Annotated in this window: 20 protein-coding genes; 18 read left to right on the top strand and 2 right to left on the bottom strand. The window is 32.8% G+C overall.

Translation table 11 applies throughout. The features are described from left to right. The first annotated feature begins 194 nt into the window (after positions 1-194). From J3U19_RS08840 to gltP, 11 genes are all read left to right on the top strand, one after another. Positions 195-755, top strand: coding sequence for a YgjV family protein (locus tag J3U19_RS08840; protein ID WP_267346082.1), 561 nt, complete (start codon positions 195-197; stop codon positions 753-755). Between the two features lie 96 nt (positions 756-851). Next, entirely contained in the window at positions 852-1,424 is a 573-nt protein-coding gene (gene rppH, locus J3U19_RS08845) for an RNA pyrophosphohydrolase (RefSeq protein WP_267341559.1), read from the top strand. Further along, the gene (gene lgt, locus J3U19_RS08850; RefSeq protein WP_267341560.1) at positions 1,421-2,290 is read left to right on the top strand and encodes a prolipoprotein diacylglyceryl transferase; all 870 of its coding nucleotides are present in this window, start codon (positions 1,421-1,423) and stop codon (positions 2,288-2,290) included. Before rppH ends, lgt begins: the two co-directional genes overlap by 4 nt. Next, the gene (gene thyA, locus J3U19_RS08855; protein WP_267341561.1) at positions 2,287-3,081 is read left to right on the top strand and encodes a thymidylate synthase; all 795 of its coding nucleotides are present in this window, start codon (positions 2,287-2,289) and stop codon (positions 3,079-3,081) included. The genes lgt and thyA overlap by 4 nt, the downstream gene beginning before the upstream one ends. Positions 3,082-3,294: 213 nt before the next feature. Next, on the top strand, positions 3,295-4,245 hold the full coding sequence (gene lpxL / locus J3U19_RS08860; RefSeq protein WP_267341563.1) for an LpxL/LpxP family Kdo(2)-lipid IV(A) lauroyl/palmitoleoyl acyltransferase: 951 nt from the start codon (positions 3,295-3,297) through the stop codon (positions 4,243-4,245). 45 nt (positions 4,246-4,290) lie between these two features. Then, the gene (gene rlmM, locus J3U19_RS08865; RefSeq protein WP_267341564.1) at positions 4,291-5,373 is read left to right on the top strand and encodes a 23S rRNA (cytidine(2498)-2'-O)-methyltransferase RlmM; all 1,083 of its coding nucleotides are present in this window, start codon (positions 4,291-4,293) and stop codon (positions 5,371-5,373) included. A gap of 22 nt (positions 5,374-5,395) precedes the next feature. Continuing rightward, positions 5,396-7,231: a penicillin-binding protein activator gene (locus tag J3U19_RS08870; protein ID WP_267346083.1), complete on the top strand. Its 1,836-nt coding sequence runs from the start codon at positions 5,396-5,398 to the stop codon at positions 7,229-7,231. Then, positions 7,200-7,568 carry a YraN family protein gene (locus tag J3U19_RS08875; RefSeq protein WP_267341566.1) on the top strand — a complete coding sequence of 123 codons (369 nt, stop codon included), beginning with the start codon at positions 7,200-7,202 and terminating at the stop codon, positions 7,566-7,568. The genes J3U19_RS08870 and J3U19_RS08875 overlap by 32 nt, the downstream gene beginning before the upstream one ends. Before the next feature lie 16 nt (positions 7,569-7,584). Next, the gene (locus tag J3U19_RS08880) at positions 7,585-8,163 is read left to right on the top strand and encodes an SIS domain-containing protein (protein WP_267341567.1); all 579 of its coding nucleotides are present in this window, start codon (positions 7,585-7,587) and stop codon (positions 8,161-8,163) included. Positions 8,164-8,261: 98 nt separating this feature from the next. Continuing rightward, positions 8,262-10,958, top strand: coding sequence for a DNA topoisomerase (ATP-hydrolyzing) subunit A (gyrA, locus tag J3U19_RS08885; protein WP_267341568.1), 2,697 nt, complete (start codon positions 8,262-8,264; stop codon positions 10,956-10,958). 75 nt (positions 10,959-11,033) lie between these two features. Continuing rightward, positions 11,034-12,356 carry a glutamate/aspartate:proton symporter GltP gene (gene gltP / locus J3U19_RS08890; protein ID WP_267341570.1) on the top strand — a complete coding sequence of 441 codons (1,323 nt, stop codon included), beginning with the start codon at positions 11,034-11,036 and terminating at the stop codon, positions 12,354-12,356. A 259-nt stretch (positions 12,357-12,615) separates the two neighbouring features. On the opposite strand, the gene rpmG is transcribed toward gltP, so the two are convergent. Both rpmG and rpmB read right to left on the bottom strand, forming a co-directional pair. Further along, the gene (gene rpmG, locus J3U19_RS08895) at positions 12,616-12,783 is read right to left on the bottom strand and encodes a 50S ribosomal protein L33 (RefSeq protein WP_025314526.1); all 168 of its coding nucleotides are present in this window, start codon (positions 12,781-12,783) and stop codon (positions 12,616-12,618) included. Positions 12,784-12,798: 15 nt separating this feature from the next. Next, on the bottom strand, positions 12,799-13,035 hold the full coding sequence (rpmB, locus tag J3U19_RS08900; protein ID WP_025314527.1) for a 50S ribosomal protein L28: 237 nt from the start codon (positions 13,033-13,035) through the stop codon (positions 12,799-12,801). Positions 13,036-13,341: 306 nt separating this feature from the next. Here rpmB and J3U19_RS08905 point away from each other — a divergent pair, with 306 nt between their 5' ends. The 7 genes from J3U19_RS08905 (at position 13,342) to argA (ending at position 21,002) form a co-directional block, all read left to right on the top strand. Further along, positions 13,342-14,241: a LysR family transcriptional regulator gene (locus J3U19_RS08905; protein WP_267341575.1), complete on the top strand. Its 900-nt coding sequence runs from the start codon at positions 13,342-13,344 to the stop codon at positions 14,239-14,241. 255 nt (positions 14,242-14,496) lie between these two features. Then, positions 14,497-15,327, top strand: coding sequence for a shikimate dehydrogenase (gene aroE, locus J3U19_RS08910; RefSeq protein WP_267341577.1), 831 nt, complete (start codon positions 14,497-14,499; stop codon positions 15,325-15,327). Positions 15,328-15,488: 161 nt separating this feature from the next. Further along, a complete protein-coding gene (locus J3U19_RS08915) occupies positions 15,489-15,842 on the top strand; it encodes a DUF1870 family protein (RefSeq protein ID WP_267341579.1) in 354 nt (117 codons plus the stop codon). A 221-nt stretch (positions 15,843-16,063) separates the two neighbouring features. Then, complete coding sequence (aroL, locus tag J3U19_RS08920) at positions 16,064-16,576, top strand: shikimate kinase AroL (protein ID WP_267341580.1); 513 nt, start codon at positions 16,064-16,066, stop codon at positions 16,574-16,576. Between the two features lie 285 nt (positions 16,577-16,861). Continuing rightward, positions 16,862-18,061: an MFS transporter gene (locus J3U19_RS08925; RefSeq protein ID WP_267341581.1), complete on the top strand. Its 1,200-nt coding sequence runs from the start codon at positions 16,862-16,864 to the stop codon at positions 18,059-18,061. Positions 18,062-18,137: 76 nt separating this feature from the next. Further along, a complete protein-coding gene (locus J3U19_RS08930) occupies positions 18,138-19,436 on the top strand; it encodes an MFS transporter (protein WP_267346086.1) in 1,299 nt (432 codons plus the stop codon). A gap of 237 nt (positions 19,437-19,673) precedes the next feature. Next, positions 19,674-21,002 (top strand): amino-acid N-acetyltransferase, encoded by a 1,329-nt coding sequence (argA, locus tag J3U19_RS08935; RefSeq protein WP_267341583.1) that lies wholly within the window; start codon positions 19,674-19,676, stop codon positions 21,000-21,002. Positions 21,003-21,032: the final 30 nt, after the last annotated feature.

The following is a 21,032-nucleotide window of genomic DNA, read 5'->3' on the forward strand; positions in this document are numbered from 1 at the left end:
ATATATTGAGAGCCCAGCAGGAATGCTGGGCTTTTTTGCATACAGAAATTACAAACTTCTAAAGAAGTTTGTATGTTTGAGTATGTGATTAGATGATTATTTTATTAATCACTTTTAATAAACTATTTTTTTATTGTTTATTCATATGTAAGTTACTAACTAATTATTAGATCCATTTATCTATGGAGTGAACAATGGATAATCTAAACTTTTTGTATCAATTCATGGGCCCAGATTTTATTGATAGATATACTACTTTACCTCAATTAATTGGTATTTTAGGTTATCTTGTAGGTATTAGTGCATTCTTACAACGTAGTGATAATGCTTTTCGTTGGCAGTTAACAATTGTTAATATCATTATGACTGTACACTTTTACTTATTGGGTCCAGAGTCTTATCCTGCGGCAATTCTTAATATAGTCAATATATTTAGAAATATTACTTCGAATTACACTAAAAATATGTTAGCAATGTTATTTTTTATTGCTTTAATGTGGATATTTTATTTTCTTACTACTCCCGATACGACTGAATTTATAAATTATTTATCTGTTATCGGTACTACATTAGTTACTATTGCATTATTTCGTTTACAACAGCAGAAAATGCGGCTACTTATACTAATGAGCAGTGTTCTATGGATTATTTATAGTTTATGGATAGGATCTTTAGGTAGTCTGGCAATTGAAGTAACTTTTGCCATAATTAATATTATAACGATTATCAAATTATCTAAAAAACAAACTATATAAAGGTATATTTACTCGATTAATTCATTTTCCTATTTATTTCTTGCTGTATGTATGAAACAATTTAGCTATATAAGAATAAATTTTTTGAGGTAGTCAGTGATTGATAATGATGGCTACCGTCCAAATGTAGGAATAGTTATTTGTAACAGGTATGGTCAAGTACTTTGGGCTCGTCGTTATGGACAAAATTCTTGGCAGTTTCCTCAGGGCGGAATAAAACTAAACGAAACGCCTGAGCAGGCAATGTTTCGTGAATTAAACGAAGAAGTAGGATTATTACCTCAAGATGTAAAAATTCTATCCGTTACAAACGGTTGGTTACGCTATAAATTACCTAAACGAATGATACGTTGGGAAAATCAACCTGTTTGTATTGGTCAAAAACAGAAATGGTTTTTATTAGAATTAATCTCTGATACATCGGTAATTAATCTTAATATGTCTTCTACTCCTGAATTTGATGATTGGAAGTGGGTTAGTTATTGGTATCCTATTCGTCAGGTTATTGCTTTTAAACGTGAAGTTTATCGAAAAGCAATGAAAGAATTTTCATTGTTAGTATTTAGCATCCAATCTGAGGTGGAAGCGCCAATAGCAAATGTTTCTAAGAAGAAACGATTTAATTTCTTCGCTCATAAACGAAAAAATAAACAGTGTGTTAAAAAATGAATCAATACTTACAATTTCCTAATTTCAATCCAATTGCTTTTTCACTAGGTCCCATATCGCTCCATTGGTATGGTGCAATGTACTTATTTGGGGTACTTGGAGCACTTTATTTAGCTAAACGAAGGGCAAATAAACCTAATAGCCAATGGACAATACAACAAGTTGAAAATTTGCTATTCTGGGGTTTTTTAGGGCTTTTTATAGGCGGACGATTAGGTTATATCTTTTTTTATAATTTTAGAGTTTTTATCGAAAATCCAATTATATTGTTTAAAGTCTGGGAAGGCGGTATGTCTTTCCATGGTGGTTTAATAGGCGCAATTTGCGTTATTGCAATTTTCGCAAAAAAGAATCATAAAACCTTTATGCAAGTAGCTGACTTTGTTGCTCCATTAGTACCTATTGGATTAATGTTTGGACGATTTGGTAATTTCATTAATGGCGAACTTTGGGGGCGTGTGACTCAATCACACATTGGTATGTTATTCCCAACTTCCTCTCATGCTGATTTTATGTTTGTACAAGCACATCCAGAGTGGTTATCGCTTTATACTACTCTTAATGGTATTTTACCAAGACATCCTTCTCAGCTTTATGAAATGATGTTTGAAGGGATTGTTTTATTTATCATTCTAAATTTGTTCATTCGTAAAAATAGACCAACTGGTGCTGTTTCTGGATTGTTTTTGCTTTGTTATGGTTTATTTCGATTTATAATCGAATTCTTTAGACAACCTGATGAGCAATTGGGACTATTTTTTAATATCATTAGTATGGGACAAATTTTATGCCTACCAATGATTTTTGCTGGTATTTTATTTCTTTTATATACATATAGAGTTAACAAAAAGGCGACAACACAATGAAACAGTATTTAGCACTTATGCAAAAGATTTTAGCTGAAGGTGCGCCTAAGTCAGACCGAACAGGAACTGGAACATTATCCATTTTTGGTCATCAAATGCGGTTTAATTTACAAGATGGATTTCCATTAGTCACTACAAAAAAATGCCATTTACGTTCTATCATTCATGAATTACTATGGTTTTTAAAAGGCGACACAAATATTAACTATCTAAAAGATAATAAAGTAACTATTTGGGATGAATGGGCAGATGAGAATGGTAATTTAGGTCCTGTTTATGGAAAACAGTGGCGAGCATGGACTTCGCCTAACGGTCAGCACATCGATCAAGTATCACAACTGATAGATCAAATCAAAAATGATCCTGATTCAAGGCGTCTAATCATTTCTGCCTGGAATGTTGGGGAATTGGATCAAATGGCTTTAGCTCCATGTCATGCATTTTTTCAATTTTATGTCGTTGATGGTAAACTTTCTTGTCAGCTTTATCAACGTTCTTGCGATGTGTTTTTAGGATTACCATTTAATATCGCTAGCTATTCACTGTTGATTCATATGATTGCTCAGCAGTGTAATTTGGATGTGGGCGATTTTGTTTGGACTGGTGGTGATACGCACCTATATTCAAACCATCTGGAGCAAACTCATTTACAATTGAGTCGAACTCCTAGGGCACTGCCAAAACTTGTTATTAGACGTAAACCACCAACAATTTTTGACTATGAGTTTGAGGACTTTGAAATTATTGACTATGATCCTTACCCTGCGATCAAAGCACCTGTTGCGGTTTAGATTCTTATAAAAAAGTTTCAGAAAAATATTACGTTAGCATATAAAATTTAAAGAACGAAGATCACAGCAAATAATTATATATTGTTGTGATCTGTATTAACTATACTTTATTCAATAAATTATTGTTTCGAAGATCTTTCTATTTTTTGCCCTTTAAATCAAGATATAGTATATAATAATCAACTTTGTTATTAACAATAACTTAATCTTAATATGAGTCAAAATCAGGAAATCCATCCTATCTTTACTAAACGCCTACTTCACCCTCGTTACTGGTTAACGTGGTTTGGTATTGGCATTTTATATTTAATTGTTTTATTTCCTTACCCAGTAATTTATCAATTAGGAAAAGGTTTAGGATTGCTTTCAATGAAATTAATTGGTAAGCGTAAAGAAACAGCAAGACAAAATCTTAAACTTTGTTTTCCTGAAAAATCACAGCTTGAACGTGATCAAATATTACGAAGAAATTTTATTTCCACAGGATTAGCTATTTTTGAAACAGGAATGGCATGGTTCTGGTCTGATAAAAGATTAGCTAAACATTCTTCTATTGTTGGTGATCCATATATCAAAAATGTACAGCAATCCGGTCAAGGTGTTTTACTTATTGGAATCCATTTTTTAACATTAGAATTGGGAGCGCGTATTTTGGGAATGAGTCATCCTGGCGTAGGGGTTTATCGACCAAATGATAATCTGGTAATGGATTATATTCAGCTTAAAGGTAGACTCAAATCTAATAAATACATGTTAGATCGCTATAATACCAAGGGTATGATCCGTGCATTAAAAAATGGAGAGTTACTTTGGTATGCCCCAGATCATGATTATGGACCTAAAAATAGTGTATTTGCTCCATTATTTTCAGTAGAAAAAGCAGCAACTACGATAGGTACACGCATATTGGTTAAATTAGGACAACCCGCCATTATTCCATTTACACCTAAGCGTGAGAAAAATGGTCGCTATACAGTATATGTAACACCAGCGCTTGAAGGCTATCCTATTGAAGATGATGTACGAGCAGCAACTTTTATGAATAAAGCTATTGAAAAGGAAATTTTAAAAGCTCCAGAACAATATATGTGGTTACACCGACGATTTAAAACTCGTCCAAAGGGGGAAGCACCTTTGTATACTGATGATGTTCAATCTGATTAATCCAATTATTTTTTATAGTGTCTGTTTGATGAGTAAAAATACGAAATGCAAAAACTAAATAAAATTATTCTATACTGTCGTTGTGGTTTTGAAAAAGAATGTGCTGCAGAAATCACAGATAGAGCTGCACAACTAGAAATATTTGGTTTTGCCAAAGTGATAGAAAACAGTGGGTATGTCACTTTTGAATGTTATCAAGATGATCAAGCTACAATACTGATAAAAAAACTCTCTTTTCGTACCCTGATTTTTGCTAGACAAATGTTTGTATCCGGTGATTTATTGACTAATTTGCCAGCTAACGATCGGATCACTTCAATAATTAATGCGTTATCTGGTCTAATAAATAATGCAGGTGATGTGCGTGTAGAAGTTCCTGATACGAATGAAGGTAAAGAATTAGCTGGATTTTGTCGCAAATTTACTGTACCACTTCGTCAAGCATTGCGAAGTAAACGTATTTTGTTAAAAGTTGAAAATCCAACAAAACCTGTTATTCATCTATTTTTTACTAATAGCAATAGTTGTTATGTTGGTTATTCTTTAAGCCAGAATAATTCACCATTTTATATGGGAATACCAAGACTAAAATTTCCTGCTGATGCACCAAGTCGTTCTACATTAAAATTAGAAGAGGCTTTCCATATTTTTATTCCTTATGAGGAATGGGATGAACGCTTAAAAGGTGGTTTAAACGCGGTTGATTTAGGTGCTTGCCCAGGCGGTTGGACTTATCAATTAGTCAAAAGAAGTATGATGGTTTATGCTATTGATAATGGTCCAATGAATGATAAGTTAATGGAAACTGGGCAAGTTAAACATTATCGTGAAGATGGCTTTAAATTTATACCTAAAAAGCATAATATTTATTGGTTAGTTTGTGATATGGTTGAAAAGCCGACTAAAGTAACGCAACTAATAGCCAAATGGCTTATTAACGGTTGGTGTCGAGAAACTATTTTTAATCTTAAATTACCAATGAAAAAAAGGTATGAAGAAGTAAAACAAAATATAAAGTTACTCAACGATGAATTAAATAATAATCAAATCAATGTTCAAATTCAGGCTAAACAGCTTTATCATGATCGCGAAGAAATTACTGTTCATGTGCAACGAATTTGGGGATAGCAAATTACAAGAGAGTAGGTGTATGAATTTAAAAAATTTCTTTTATACAATATTAATATCTACATTATTGACATTTTTAACTGGATGCCCAAGTAATCAAGCTCAACTTAATGATTATGATGGAAATAAAAGTTCTAGTTATTATCTATCTCTCGCGGATCAAAGTTCTGGAAATGTTAAAACCAATTGGCATTTATTAGCTATTCAGGCATTAATTAAAGAAAATAAAGTTTCTCAAGCAAAGGATTTATTATCTCAACTATCTTCTGATCTCAATGATAAACAACAAAAAGAAAAATTATTATTGCAAGGTGAAATTGCCGTAAAATCAGGCAAATCATTTAATATCAAACAGTTAAATTCTGATGAATTAACTAATTCACAATTATACCGTTACTACTTTATTAAATTAAGTTTGGATGAAAAAAATAGAGATGTTAATGGACAAGCCCATGATTATATTGAATTAGAAAAATATATCCCAGCAAACCAGAAAAAACAATTATTAAATGATACATGGAAATTTTTTAGTAAATTAAGTTCTAAAGATATTAATGCCATTTTAGTTTATGAAGATGAAATAACCTTACAAGGTTGGATTAATCTAACTGATGCTTATAAGCGTAATAGTATAGAACTAAAAACACAAGAAGATGATACACCCGAAATTATTACAGAAAAAGTACAAAAACAGAGCCAATTATTAAAACAGGCTGTAAATGATTGGTTAATACAATATCCAGATCATCCTGCTAAAAATATTATTTCTGTATTAACTGGAGAACCAGTATTAAATGTTGATGATGCTAATGCTAAAAAAGTAGCATTATTATTACCATTAACAGGTTCATCACGTATTTTTGGTGATACTATTCGACAAGGTTATTTTGATGCTATTAAATTTTTTCCACAAGAGCCACAACAAAGTATAGTTTTACTTGATACAACAAGTACCGAAATAGATGTACTTCTAAGACAAGCTAAGGAACAAAATGTAGAATTGATAGTTGGCCCCTTATTGAAAGATGAAGTGATTAAGATTAAACAATTATCTCCTTCTTTACCTGTTTTAGCATTAAATAAAGTGGATAATAGTTCCACCACAGCGAGTAAAATGTGTTATTTCGCATTATCACCAGAAGATGAAGCACAAGATGCAGCAGATCATATTTATGCGCAAAACAAATTAAAGCCGTTATTGCTTGTTCCTCAAAATGATCTCGGTCAACGTGTGGCTCAAAGTTTTGCCAAAAAATGGTCTGAATTATCATCTGATAGCTCACAAGCTTATGTCCAATATTTTGGTAATAAAAGTACATTAAGTTCTGGTATGAATCGTGATGTTGGGATAACACTTACTGGAACGCCGATTTTAACAAATAATACAGAAGATCAATCCGATAATTTTGACGCTGTCTATATTTATGCCTCATACGATGAACTAACTCTTATTAAACCAATGATTGATATGGCAGCAGGAAGAACAGTTGGTAATTCATCATCACTTATGATCTACACAAGCTCTAAAAGTCATGTGGCGAATGCTTCAGAGGATTTTAATTATGATATGAATCATACAGAGTATGCTGAAATCCCAATGATCGTTAATTATTCTGATAATGTGTCAGAAATGATCCCTCATAATATCAAGAAAAATTATTCATTAATGCGTTTATATGCAATGGGGATAGATGCATGGAGACTCGCAAATCGCTTTAATCAAATCAATTCCTATCAAACTGACTTTTTAAATGGTATGACAGGAGAATTATCGACGAAGGATCAATGTGAAGTCACTCGTGCTTTATCTTGGCAACAATATACCCATGTGTCATCTAAATCAAATTCACAAGAATAACAAAAAAATTGGCAAGTATTATGAAGACATTGCTTGTCAATATTTACTAAAACAGGGACTTTTGTTTATTGCTCAAAATAGCCAGTATCGTTTAGGCGAAATTGATTTGATTATGCGTGATAAACAATGTCTTGTCTTTGTTGAAGTCCGTTATCGAAAAAATGCTAATTTTGGTAATGCTGAAATGACAGTAACATCTAGTAAACAAAATAAAATTAAGCAAGCGGCACAACTCTGGATGTTGTCAGAAAATATGAATATTGATGATACAGAATTTAGATTTGATATTTTTGCCATTACGGGCAAAAACCAAAAATGGATTATTAATGCGTTTTAATTTTTAGGTGAAAAACGTGCAAGATTTAATTAAAAATTATTTTACTGAGAGTATTCAAACTCAAATTGTAATGGCTGAGTCTTTAGGTACATCAATTGAAAAAGCGGCAAGCATTATTGTTCAAGGTTTACTTAATGGTAATAAAATTATGAGTTGTGGCAATGGTTCATCAGCTGCAAATGTACAAAGTTTTACTTCTCGATTAATTACCAGTATTAATATAGAAAGGCCCAGCATACCCGCTATAGCTTTGGTATCGGATAATGTATTATTGAGTGCAATTGCTAATCATGAAGAAGTATATGCTCGCCAAATACAAGCTTTGGGTCATCGCGGTGATATTTTGATCGTATTGACTTGCCAAGGTAACAGCCGTTCAATTATTCGTGCTGTTCAAGAAGCAGTGATTAAAGATATGAAAATTGTAGCTTTAACTGCCTTTGATGGTGGTGAAGTTATTGGCTTACTAGGTCAAAATGATATTGAAATAAGAGTTCCATCTTACAAAAAAGTAATGGCATATGAAATGCATGCCATGATTTTAAATTGTTTATGCCAATTAATTGAAAATACTTTGTTTATTCAACATGAATAAGTTGAAATAAAAACAGTATAGTCCTGCATTAATAACGAATTTTATGCTATAATTACAAGCTATTTTGATGACCTAATTTAATAAGAGAATATGGTGTTATGACCGAACTAGCCAAAGAAATAACCCCCGTTAATATTGAAGATGAGCTAAAATCCTCTTATCTTGACTATGCAATGTCTGTCATTGTTGGGCGTGCTTTACCTGATGTACGCGATGGCTTAAAACCGGTCCATAGAAGGGTCCTTTTTGCCATGCATGAAGCCGGATACGATTGGAATAAACCTTATCGAAAATCTGCTCGTGTCGTTGGGGATGTCATTGGTAAATACCATCCGCATGGTGACTCTGCTGTATATGACACAATCGTACGTATGGCACAGCCATTTTCATTACGTTATATGTTAGTTGATGGTCAAGGCAATTTTGGTTCTGTTGATGGTGATTCGGCTGCAGCAATGCGTTACACTGAAATACGTATGCAAAAGTTTGCAGGCGCGTTATTGACTGATCTTGATAAAGAAACTGTTGATTTCTCTCCAAACTATGACGGCTCAGAAATGATCCCTGATGTATTGCCAACGCGTATTCCTAATCTACTAATCAATGGTTCTTCAGGTATCGCAGTGGGTATGGCAACTAATATCCCTCCTCATAATTTATCTGAAGTCATTAATGGTTGCCTTGCTTTTATTGAAGATGAAAATATTTCAGTCGATGGATTAATGGAACATATTCATGGGCCTGACTTCCCTACTGCCGCTTTAATTAATGGCAGAAAGGGTATTGAAAATGCTTACCGAACCGGACGTGGTATTATCTATATTCGTTCTAAAGCAACTATCGAAGTTGATGATCATACTGGACGTGAAACAATCATTGTTAATGAGATTCCATATCAAGTTAATAAGAAAAAACTGATCGAAAAAATAGCAGAATTAGTCAAAGACAAAAAAGTTGAAGGTATCTCAGCACTGCGTGATGAATCTGATAAAGATGGGATGCGAATTGTTATTGAAATTAAACGAGATGCTGTCGCTGAGGTTGTATTAAATAACTTATTCTCATTGACTCAATTGCAAGTCTCCTTTGGTATCAATATGGTAGCTTTACATAATGGGCAACCTAAACTTTTAAATTTACGTGATATGATTGAAGCCTTTGTGCTTCATCGACGTGAAGTAGTCACTCGTAGAACTATCTATGAATTACGTAAAGCTCGTGAAAGAGCTCATGTTTTAGAAGGATTAGCTATTGCGCTAGCTAACATTGATCCCATTATCGAATTAATTCGCGCTGCATCAACACCAGTTGAAGCTAAAAGTAAATTATTATCTCAAGCTTGGCAGCTTGGTCATGTAGCAGCAATGCTCGAAAAAGCGGGTAATGATGCTGCCCGACCAGAAGATTTAGCACTAGAATTTGGTATTCGTGATGGTTATTATTACCTATCAGAAGCACAAGCACAGGCTATTTTAGATCTTCGTCTACATCGTTTAACGGGTCTAGAACATGAAAAGATTTTGGATGAGTATAAACAATTACTTATTCAAATTAGTGAGTTATTACATATTTTAGCTAGTCCAGAACGTTTAATGGAAGTGATTCGTGAAGAGCTTGAAGCGGTTCGTGATCAATTTCAAGATGCAAGAAAAACTGAGATCACAGCAAGCAGTGCTGATATTAATATTGAGGATCTTATTGCTCAAGAGGATGTTGTTGTAACTCTTTCACACCAAGGCTATGTAAAATACCAACCTTTATCTGATTATGAAGCGCAACGTCGAGGTGGTAAAGGTAAATCTGCAACCAAAATCAAAGAAGAAGATTTTGTTGAAAAATTACTAGTAGCAAATACACATGATACTATTCTTTGTTTCTCAAGCCGTGGACGGTTATATTGGATGAAAGTCTATCAATTACCTGAAGCAAGTAGAGGTTCACGTGGACGTCCAATTATCAATTTATTACCACTTGAAGCAGGTGAACGAATTACTGCAATTCTACCAGTCCGAGAATTTGATGATGAACATTGTGTATTTATGGCAACTGCACAAGGTACAGTTAAGAAAACTTCATTAATTGAATTTAGCCGTCCTAGAAGTGGTGGTATTATCGCAATTAATTTACGTGATGATGATGAATTAATTGGTATTGATCTAACAAGTAATGATCCTTCTGCTGTTTGCGATGATGAAGAACTTAATGATGATAATGTTGTTGAGGATATTGAAAGTGAGGATGAAGAGGTTACTCTGCTTTCAACTACTGAAGACATTATGTTATTTTCTGCTAATGGCAAAGTTGTTCGTTTCCCAGCTAATAAAGTCCGCTGCATGGGACGAACAGCAGCAGGGGTTAGAGGTATCAAACTTGATAGTAATGATAAAGTTGTTTCACTTATTGTTCCTCGTGGTGATGGCGCGATCTTAACCGCAACACAGAACGGTTACGGTAAACGTACACAACAAGAATTATATCCAACTAAATCACGAGCAACCAAAGGAGTGATTTCTATCAAAGTTAGTGAAAGAAATGGTGAAGTCGTTGGTGCCGTTCAAGTTGATGAAACGGATCAAATTATGTTAATCACTGATGCTGGAACGCTTGTACGTACCCGTGTATCAGAAGTAAGTATCGTTGGCCGAAATACACAAGGTGTTATGCTTATTCGTACAGCAGATAACGAGAAAGTGGTTGGATTACAGAGAATAGCTGAAACTGAGGATGAGGAAAGTGAATCTGATTTTTCTCAAGATGAGGAACGGCAGAATTCAGCTCTGGAGTCCGAAGAATAATTTTTAATTATCAAAAAGGATTAGTTATAACTAATCCTTTTTTATTTATAAAATCCAGAAAAGGAATAGTATTAAATGTCATTTTTTTTAAAGAAAATCTTAACGAATCTTGCATGGCAAATTTTAATTGCTTTGATACTAGGCGTAGCGATGGGCGCTTATTTATTTGAACTTTCTGTCCCAAGCCATCCTTTACATTCATACTATCAATTTTCGATAGTTAACATTTTTCAACCAGCAGGTGATATCTTTATTCGTTTAATTAAAATGATTGTATTACCTATTATACTCAGTACTCTAACTTTAGGCATTGCAGGTATTGGTGGTTCAAAAAGATTAGGAACATTGGGTTTCAAAACAATTCTCTATTTTGAAATTATCACCACGATTGCCATCTTATTAGGGCTTTTGTGGGGAAATATTTTTGCACCTGGTGCGGGAATTGATTCAACAACCTTAGCAACGACAGATATCACTAAATATACTAAAGCCGCAGAAGAATTAAGCGGAAAACCTCATGGTTTGATTGTGATGATACTAGATATGATCCCAGCTAATATCTTCAAAGCTATGACTGATGGCGCTGTTTTGCCAGTTATCTTTTTCTGTGTCTTTTTCGGTTTAGGTTTAATGTCGTTACCAGATAAACAACGTGAACCATTTGTTTTCTTCTTAAAAGTGGTATCTGACACCATGTTTAAAGTAACCAATATGATTATGCGTTATGCGCCAATTGGTGTTTTTGCGCTCATCACAGTAACAGTTGCTAAATATGGATTTGAATCTCTTCTACCGTTGTTTAAATTAATTTTAACTGTTTATTCAGCAATGATTATTTTCACATTAGTAGTATTAGGACTTGTATGTAAACTTTGTAGATTTAATATTTTTACCCTTTTAAAAATATTAAAAGAAGAGTTAGTCATAGCATTTTCAACAGCCAGTTCTGAAACGGCATTACCCAAAATTATTGAAAAGATGGAAGCATATGGTGCTCCAAAATCGATCACAAGTTTTGTTATTCCAACTGGTTATTCCTTCAATCTCGATGGTTCAACGCTTTATCAAAGTATTACGGTCATCTTTTTGGCTCAGTTATTTCATATTGATTTAACTATTCTAGATCAAATTATTATTGTTATAACATTGATGATTGCTTCTAAAGGCATAGCAGGTGTACCAGGTGCTTCAATTCTTGTTTTATCTGCAACCCTTGGTAGTGTAGGTATTCCACTTGAGGGTATTGGTTATATTATGGGGGTAGAGCGTATTTTAGATATGGGTAGAACTGTTGTTAACGTTGTAGGTAATGCATTAGCAGCGATTGTTATTGCTCGTTGGGAACATGCTTTTGATGATAAAAAAGCAAAAGTATATGAACAACACTATTTAAAATAACGTATTAACTATTTTCTTAAAAAAGCTTCAGTTTTACTGAAGCTTTTTTTTTGTAAAATTTTAATAAATAATTTATTTTACTTAAACAGGTATAATTTATGATTTATATTCTTTAATATTTGAAATGAATTATCCGTCTTTTGCTCATCCTAGATAAATAAAATATATTGCATAATTTATTACAAATAATATTAAGAGAATTTTATATAATGATATAAAAAAACCCAGCATTTGCTGGGTTTTTTTATTTATTAGATAACTATTTAATTTTAGCTTCTTTATAAATAACATGCTGACGAACAACAGGATCGTATTTTTTGATTTCCATTTTCTCAGGCATAGTTCTTTTATTTTTGCTAGTGGTATAAAAATGACCTGTACCAGCAGAAGAAACTAATCTAATTTTTTCGCGTACACCTTTTGCCATGATAGGGTTTCCTTATTAGTACTTTTCACCACGGGCACGAAGTTCAGCTAAAACTGCATCAATACCCTTTTTATCGATAGTTCGCATACCTTTAGCAGATATACGCAATTTTACAAAACGTTTTTCACTCTCAACCCAGAAACGGTGAGTTTGAAGATTTGGTAGAAAACGACGTTTAGTAGCATTCATCGCATGAGAACGATTATTTCCCACTAAAGGACCTTTTCCTGTTACTTGGCATACTCGTGACATGTCAATAATTCTCCGAAATTTCTATGCTTAAGCCTTGGGCGTAATATGTTAATGGAATTAACCTCGTCAGGCTTTTAGTTTGCTGCAGTTCTATCTGAGAAGCAGTCTAACCTCTCACACTACACCCACAATAATGAGGTAGCGAAGTATACGCTGTTATACACAAATTCTCAAGCATTATCTTATGTAAGCTTAAAATAAGTTTAAGTAAATGTCATTCAAATAAAACCCAAATACAAATATTGTGTTAATAAATATTTATCCTATACTGTCTTGGGTATAAATCATTAAAGAATGTTTGACTATATGAATTTGAAACAATTAAAATATTTCCAATTGCTTGCAAAAACTCAACATTACACATCTACTTCGGACTATTTTTCGATTAGTCAACCAAGTTTAAGCCATTCGATTTCAGAACTTGAAAAGGAAATTGGAATTAAATTGTTTCAAAAACGAGGCCGAAATGTAGAGTTAACTAAAGAAGGTAAACAATATTTAACCTATGTTGAGCAAGCATTAAATGCGCTATCGGAAGGTGAACAATTTGTTAAAGAATTGCTCAATGTTTCCCATGGACATATTGGGTTGGCTTTTATCTACTCCATTAGCTCAAATTATATTCCTAAAATCATTAAAGCTTTTTTAGCTGAACCTGAAAATAACGACATTACGTTTTCTTTTTATGAAGGGACATCACAAAATATTATTGAAGGACTTAGAGAAAAAAAGTATGAGATTGGAATTTGCTCTCATTTACAAAATGAACCCGATGTTCACTTTCGAAAGTTAACTAAGCAAGAACTTGTTTTTATTATTTCTAATGATCATCCTTTATCTAAACGTAAAAAACTTGATTTAAAAGAATTGATTCATGAACCTCTAATTCTTTTTAATGAAAAAAACGGTATAAAAACTGTGATAGATGATATGTTAACTAAAACGGGTTTGCAACCCAATATTGCTTGTCATGTTGAAACAGAAAGTGCCATGATGGGTTTGGCTTCCATAAATTATGGTATAGGCATTATGCCAAGAGTACTTATTCCTGAAGAATTTAATGTTACTCTTGTTCCCATGAATAAATGTTATCAAAAAAGAGATATTTTCATTGCAACAATGAAAAATAGACCTTTATTGCCTGCACCACAAAAGTTTTATCATTTCCTAATTGAGCATAGTGATGATGCTATTTTTGGCCGCTAAAATTATCTTGCTATTTGAGATGTCAAAATATTACCTTGAAACAGTGAAAAATTAAAAAGTTAAATTCTGTTCAAAATATTCTTTTGATAGAGTAGGAATTATTTTTTATAAATTAAACAAATTATTATAAAACAGAATCTTAACTTCTTCTGTAATTTTAGAAAAAATGATTCAATTTTATAATAAATGTGTTTTAATAATTAGGATTAAGATTTTATTTATGCCTTTTGATTTTTCAACTTTCAAGGAGATTATATGAGTCAGTTTAAGCCATATAGTATATACGGTATTATCGGTTATCCTTTAGGTCACAGTATGAGTCCACTTATTCATACTACCTCATTTCAAGATTATGGTATTGCTGCTGTTTTAGTTCCATTTCCTACTCCTCCAGAAGAAATTCCAACGTTATTTAAATCTGTAAGATTATTAAATATACGTGGATTATGTGTCACTATCCCACACAAACAGACAATTATTCCTTATTTAGATGAAGTCACAGAGCATGTAAAAAAAGCGGGGGCAGCTAATTTAGTTTATTGGGATGGCGATAAGCTTTGTGGTGATAATACGGATATTGTTGGTTTTATGGAACCACTTAGAGAAAAGAATTTGCCAGCCGAATACAAAAGAGTTTTATTACTTGGGGCGGGGGGGGCCGCACGAGCAGCAGTAGTTGGATTACAAGATCTCGGTTATACAGATATTACTGTCACTGATATTGTTGATGATTTACCACAATCGTTAGCAAATGAGTTCAATCTTAAAACCGTTACATGGCAAGATAGAAGTAAAGTAGAAGCACAAATAATTATTAATTCGACTCCATTGGGTATGACAGGTAAATTTGAAGAGCAAACACCTTATGAACAAGCATGGTTTAAAGGTAAAGGTATTGCGTATGATATCGTATATACGCCCTATAATACTCGATTCAGACAAGAAGCTGAAAAAGCTGGTTGGGAATCAATTTCAGGTCGAGAGATGTTTATCGGGCAAGCAAATGCTCAATTTAAAATTTGGACAGGCAAAGATCTTTCTGAACGGGCAAAACAAGCTGTAATTGATGCTCTAGCAGGAAAATGATTAATAAGTAAAAGTATTGACTTATCTAATTAATTTAAATTAGATGTATTGCTGATATCTATATGTTTAAATTTTATTTTAAACACGTTATTTCAATGGATGATATTGGTACCATATGTAGAGTTACAGTATATGTAAAAATATGTTAAGGAGGAGTATTTATGACTAACCTAGAATTGCAAGCGTATCGTCGCTTCCTTATGCTAAAAGTTTCAGAGGCAAGTGAATATATTGGTAAAACTGATGTTAGTACATGGCATAATTGGGAAAAAGGCACTAGCCCTGTTCCCCAATATGTTGTTACAGCAATGCAAGAATTAAAAAAACTCCGAACTGATAAAGTCAATATTATCATTAATAGTATTAATGATCGGGTTGGTAGTAGTACTATTCGCTATTTTTTGACCTATGAAGAGTTCAAGAAAGTGAATCCAAAACTTGATATCATTCAATGGCGATTACATCAATCTATTGCTACAGAGTTATATTTTCGGGGGTTAGAAAAATTGTGTTAATAAAATATAATGCAACCAATATTTATATTTAGAGATATCTTTAATAATGTGTAAACTATTGTTTACGAATATGGATTGAAATATATTAAATTATTTTATAAAAATCAATGTCTTTTTAAATTTATTATAATATGTAAAAAAAATATTGCAAAATTTAGAGTGAATCACTAGCATAGACGGTATATTCTATAAGCTGTAAATTTGAAAGGACATGACTCAATATGAATAATACTATTTTTTTAGTAGGTGCCAGAGCAGCTGGCAAAACAACAATGGGAAAAATGCTTGCAAATAAGCTATCGTTTTCTTTCATTGATACAGATTGTTATTTACTTGAAACTACAAAAAAAACAGTAGCTGAAATTGTTGAAAAAGAAGGTTGGGAAGGCTTTAGAGCCAGAGAAAGCCAGATTTTAATTGATACAACGAAGCCTAATCGAGTCATTGCTACCGGTGGCGGAATGGTACTCGCTGATCATAATCGCCATTTTATGAAACAAAATGGGACTGTCATTTTTTTATCGGCCACTGCTGAAACATTAGCTGCACGTTTAATGAAAGATCCTAATATTGCTCAGCGACCTTCATTGACAGGTCTGTCTATTGTTGATGAAATGGAAAAAGTGTTGGCTGAGCGATTACCGCTATATCATGATGCAGCACATCATGTTGTTAATGTTGAACAGGATGAAGCTCTAATACTCACTAATATACTTCACATGTTGCAAAACTAACTGAATACTCTTTTACTAAATACCACTTAATAAAGTGGTATTTTTATTGATAATAAATAAAAATAATTATTTAATAATTTATAAAAAAAACCTATTGGTAAGTTTGATTTTTATTCAATATTATGCTGCTTTTATTTATAGATAAATTCAAATCTATAGATAAATGTGAAAAATGTAAAGTTTAACAATAAATTTGTCGTTATTGCTTTCAGATTAATGCTGATGCTTGTATATTGAATACAATTATAAGGTTAAAAATTTAATTCTACATATGGAGTATAGCAAATGGATAATCGAAAAATAAATTCTTATGGAATAGTCGGATCTATTTATGCAAATTATATTATTCAAAGTATCGCATTGATTGTGATTATGCAATTTTCTCTAGATCTTTCAAAGCAGCTTAACACAGATATGATTGGTCTTGGCTATGTTGCTTCTGGTATAGGGATTGGTAAGATTTTTCTAATGTTTGCAGGTGGAATTTTATCAGATAAATTTGGAAGAAAACTTTTTATCTATCTGGGTATGGCCTGCTATGCGATTTTCTTTATTGGCATGACTTTCTGTACCAATATTCATATCGCTTTTTGTCTTGCAATTGCAGTAGGGGCTGGCAATTCTTTTTTAGATACAGGTTCAATGCCTGCTCTGACAGAGTGTTTTCCACGTTCAGCGGGTTCTGCAAGTGTCCTTATTAAAGCATTTATTTCTATTGGAACACTAATTCTTCCATTCATTGTCACTTTTTTTGATACAAACAAAATCTGGTATGGTTGGGCGTTTCTTGGCTTTACTGCTTATTTAGTTATTAATAGTTTAATTTTATTTCCTCAAAATTTTCCTAACAAAGAAACTGCAATAAAAGGTAACGGTGGTACTGAAAATTATTTCAAAGCTAAACCTAAGTTCGAAGTTGAAGGCGTTTTGTTGATCATTATGGGATTCACTACAACAGCAACGTTTGTCATAATTTTACAGTGGTTACCTACAATTGCCATTAATGGGGTTAATATGAGCGATATCGAAGCTAAACAATTGATTAGCTATTATAGTACCGCATCAATTATCTCGGTCTTTGTAACGGCATTTATCGTTAAACATTTATTAAAACCAATATATTGTATCATTATATTACCTTTACTCTCTGCAATAGTATTAATCCTATTTTACTTTAATATTTCACCTATGATGTGTGTTATCGCCGCAATTGGTATGGGATTTACAGCAGCAGGAGGTGTACTTCAATTAACTCTAGTTGTTATGCAGCAATTGTTTCCAACACGCAAAGGTATAGCTGTAGGGTGTATGTATACGTTTAGTGGGTTATCCTTTATTGTTATACCGCTCATTGTTCCTAAATTAGCTATCTATAATGTAAGTTATGCTATTTTGATCGACTTTTTTATCGCGTTGTCTAGTGTAATACTTGGTTCTATTGTCTTTTATCGATTTAAACAAGTGATTGATATGAAAAAAATATAGGACAAAATTTTAATAAAGTTTTTAAAAAACAAATAATTATTCGAAATAAAAAATGAAAGTTTAAAGGAAATAATAAATGTTAAATAAATATTTAGGCACCTCAGTTTGTTTATATATGAACTATTTTGTGCACGGAATGGGAGCGATAATTCTTGGGCTTAATATTGATTATTTAGCCGCACAATTTAATCCAGAGCTTGCCTATTTATTTAGTATTACAAAAGATTCATTAACACCGGAACAACTTGGATTAGTAGGTGAAGCTAAACAAAGTGTTTATAATGTCATGATGGGGTTAGGTGTCGGTCGATTATTAGTTTTATTTATTATGGGAACTCTTTCAGATACATTTGGACGTAAACCGTTTATAGTTTTAGGAGCCCTATTTTATATTGGATTTTTACTCGGTATTTTAGTAAGCCCGAATGTGCAAATTGCATTTATGTTTGCCGTCTTAGGCGGTATAGCTAACTCAACATTAGATGCTGGTACTTATCCAGCTTTAATGGAAGCATTTCCAAAATCACCAGGGTCAGCGTCAATTTTAATTAAAGCAGCCATTGCCGCCGGTCAATCTGTACTGCCAATTATTGTGGGTATTATTATGGCTAACCATGGTTATTTTGGTTGGTCATTTATATTATGTTGTATTATTTTAGGATTAAATGCGTTAATTGTATTAAAAATGCCATTTCCGAATTATAAAGTTACTGCAAAGGAAAAAGAGAAAGATCTACAAACTTTGGAAAACGAGACACCAACATTGAAACAAGAAGCTAATTTTTTTATTGAAGGTATATGCTTTATTGTGATTGGTTTTACCTCTACAGCGACATTTTATTTAGTCTCATCTTGTTTAAAAGATTTTTCACAAACAGTTGCTGGTATGGACTCATCTGGCGCGATTCAGGCATTTTCATCATACGGTATTGGCACATTAGCCAGTGTATTTTTAACTTCAATTTTAGTAAAAAGTTTGGTAAGACCTATTTATATTGTTGTTATATATCCCTTATTTTCAATGTTAATGTTAATTATTCTTTATAGTCATCCAACACCAATAATGTGTATTATCGGAGGTTTTGTGCTTGGATTTACAGCAGCAGGTGGCGTATTGCAGTTAGCATTAACAACAATGGCCGAATTTTTTCCATCGGGTAAAGGAAAAGTATTGGGTATTTTCTTCACATCGTCAAGTATTGCAACTACCGTAATACCATTTTTTATTGGTTGGATATCAACAAATTTTGGTTTGCGTTATGTTATGCTTAGTGATGCAATTATTGCTGGTTTAGGAACATTATTAGCAATTGTTGTCTTGATGCGTTACCAAAAAATATTTAACTTTCCTAAAAGAGTAGATAAAGTTCAATAATTCATTTAACAAAATATTTTAATCTTAAGAGTTTGCGGTTACTTGCAGGCTCTTTTTTATAGATTAAACAAATCACATTCATAAAATCAATTATTTCAATTTAATAATTGAAATTTTTACTGTTACATGAATAAAATTTCTTTTCTCAATTATTTTCAAAAACTGCTTGCGATCAAAATAAAAATAAATAAAAATACACAAATAATGAATAAATATTCAATTTAAAAGGTTGTGTAAATGAAAGAGCGTACAACTGAGTTAGTTGAAGGTTTAAGACATTCAGTACCTTATATTAATGCGCATCAGGGTAAAACATTTGTGATTTTACTTACTGGCGCTGTCCTAAACAGTGATAATTATTCAAGTATCATCAGTGATATTGGATTGCTTTACAGTCTCGGTATTAAACTCGTTATTGTTAATGGTGCACGTAACCAAATTGATGCGTCGTTAAAAAACCATCACATTGCACCTAAATACCATAAAAATACACGTATTACTGATGCAACTACATTAGATATCATCAAGCAAGTTACTGGTCTGTTACAGCTCAACATAACCGCAAGTTTATCTATGAGTTTAAATAATACCCCGTTACAAGGTGCTCATATTAGTGTAGTTAGCGGTAATTTTGTCATTGCTCAGCCATTAGGGGTTGATGAAGGTGTCGATTATTGTCATACAGGCAAAATTCGCCGCATAAACAACGAAGCTATTGCTGAACAATTAGAGCGAGGTTCTATTGTCTTGCTCGGTCCTGTAGGTGTCTCGGTAACTGGCGAAAGTTTTAATTTAGCATCTGAAGATATTGCTGCTGAAGTTGCTATTCGCTTAAAAGCCGATAAACTCATCAGTTTTTGTGCAGAACAAGGTGTACTTGATGAACAAAATCATGTAATAACTGATCTGTTCCCAGTGGATGCTGATAATTATGTTAATCGCAAAGAAGAATGTGGTAAACACCTATCTAGTGAGGCTCGTTTTTTGCGTGCGGCATCCAAAGCATGTCGTAATGGCGTCCGCCGTAGCCATTTAGTTAGCTATTTAGTAGATGGCTCTATTTTGCAAGAACTGTTTTCTCGCGATGGTATTGGTACACAAGTTGCAATGGAACATTCAGAGCAAGTTCGCTTGGCAACAATCAATGATATAGGTGGAATATTGGAGCTGATTCGACCACTTGAAGAGCAGGGTATCTTAGTTAAACGTTCACGAGAACAATTAGAGATGGAAATTGACAAATTCACTATTATTGAACGTGATAATATGACAATTGGTTGTGCTGCGCTTTACCCTTATCCAGAAGAAAAAATGGGTGAAATGGCTTGTTTGGCGATTCATCCGCAATATAGAAACTCATCACGCGGTGATTTATTATTAGAAAAAATTTCAGAAAGTGCTAATAATTTAGGATTAGAAAAAATCTTTGTGCTTACCACTCGAAGCATTCATTGGTTTCGTGAAAAAGGTTTTAATCCAGCTGAAGTGGATGATCTACCAATTAAAAAGAAACAACTCTATAATTATCAAAGAAATTCAAAAATATTAATGTTTGATTTAATTTAAATTTATCGAGAAAAAGTCCGTTATAGCAAC

Source organism: Gilliamella sp. B2828 (assembly GCF_026537125.1).
GTDB lineage: Bacteria > Pseudomonadota > Gammaproteobacteria > Enterobacterales > Orbaceae > Gilliamella.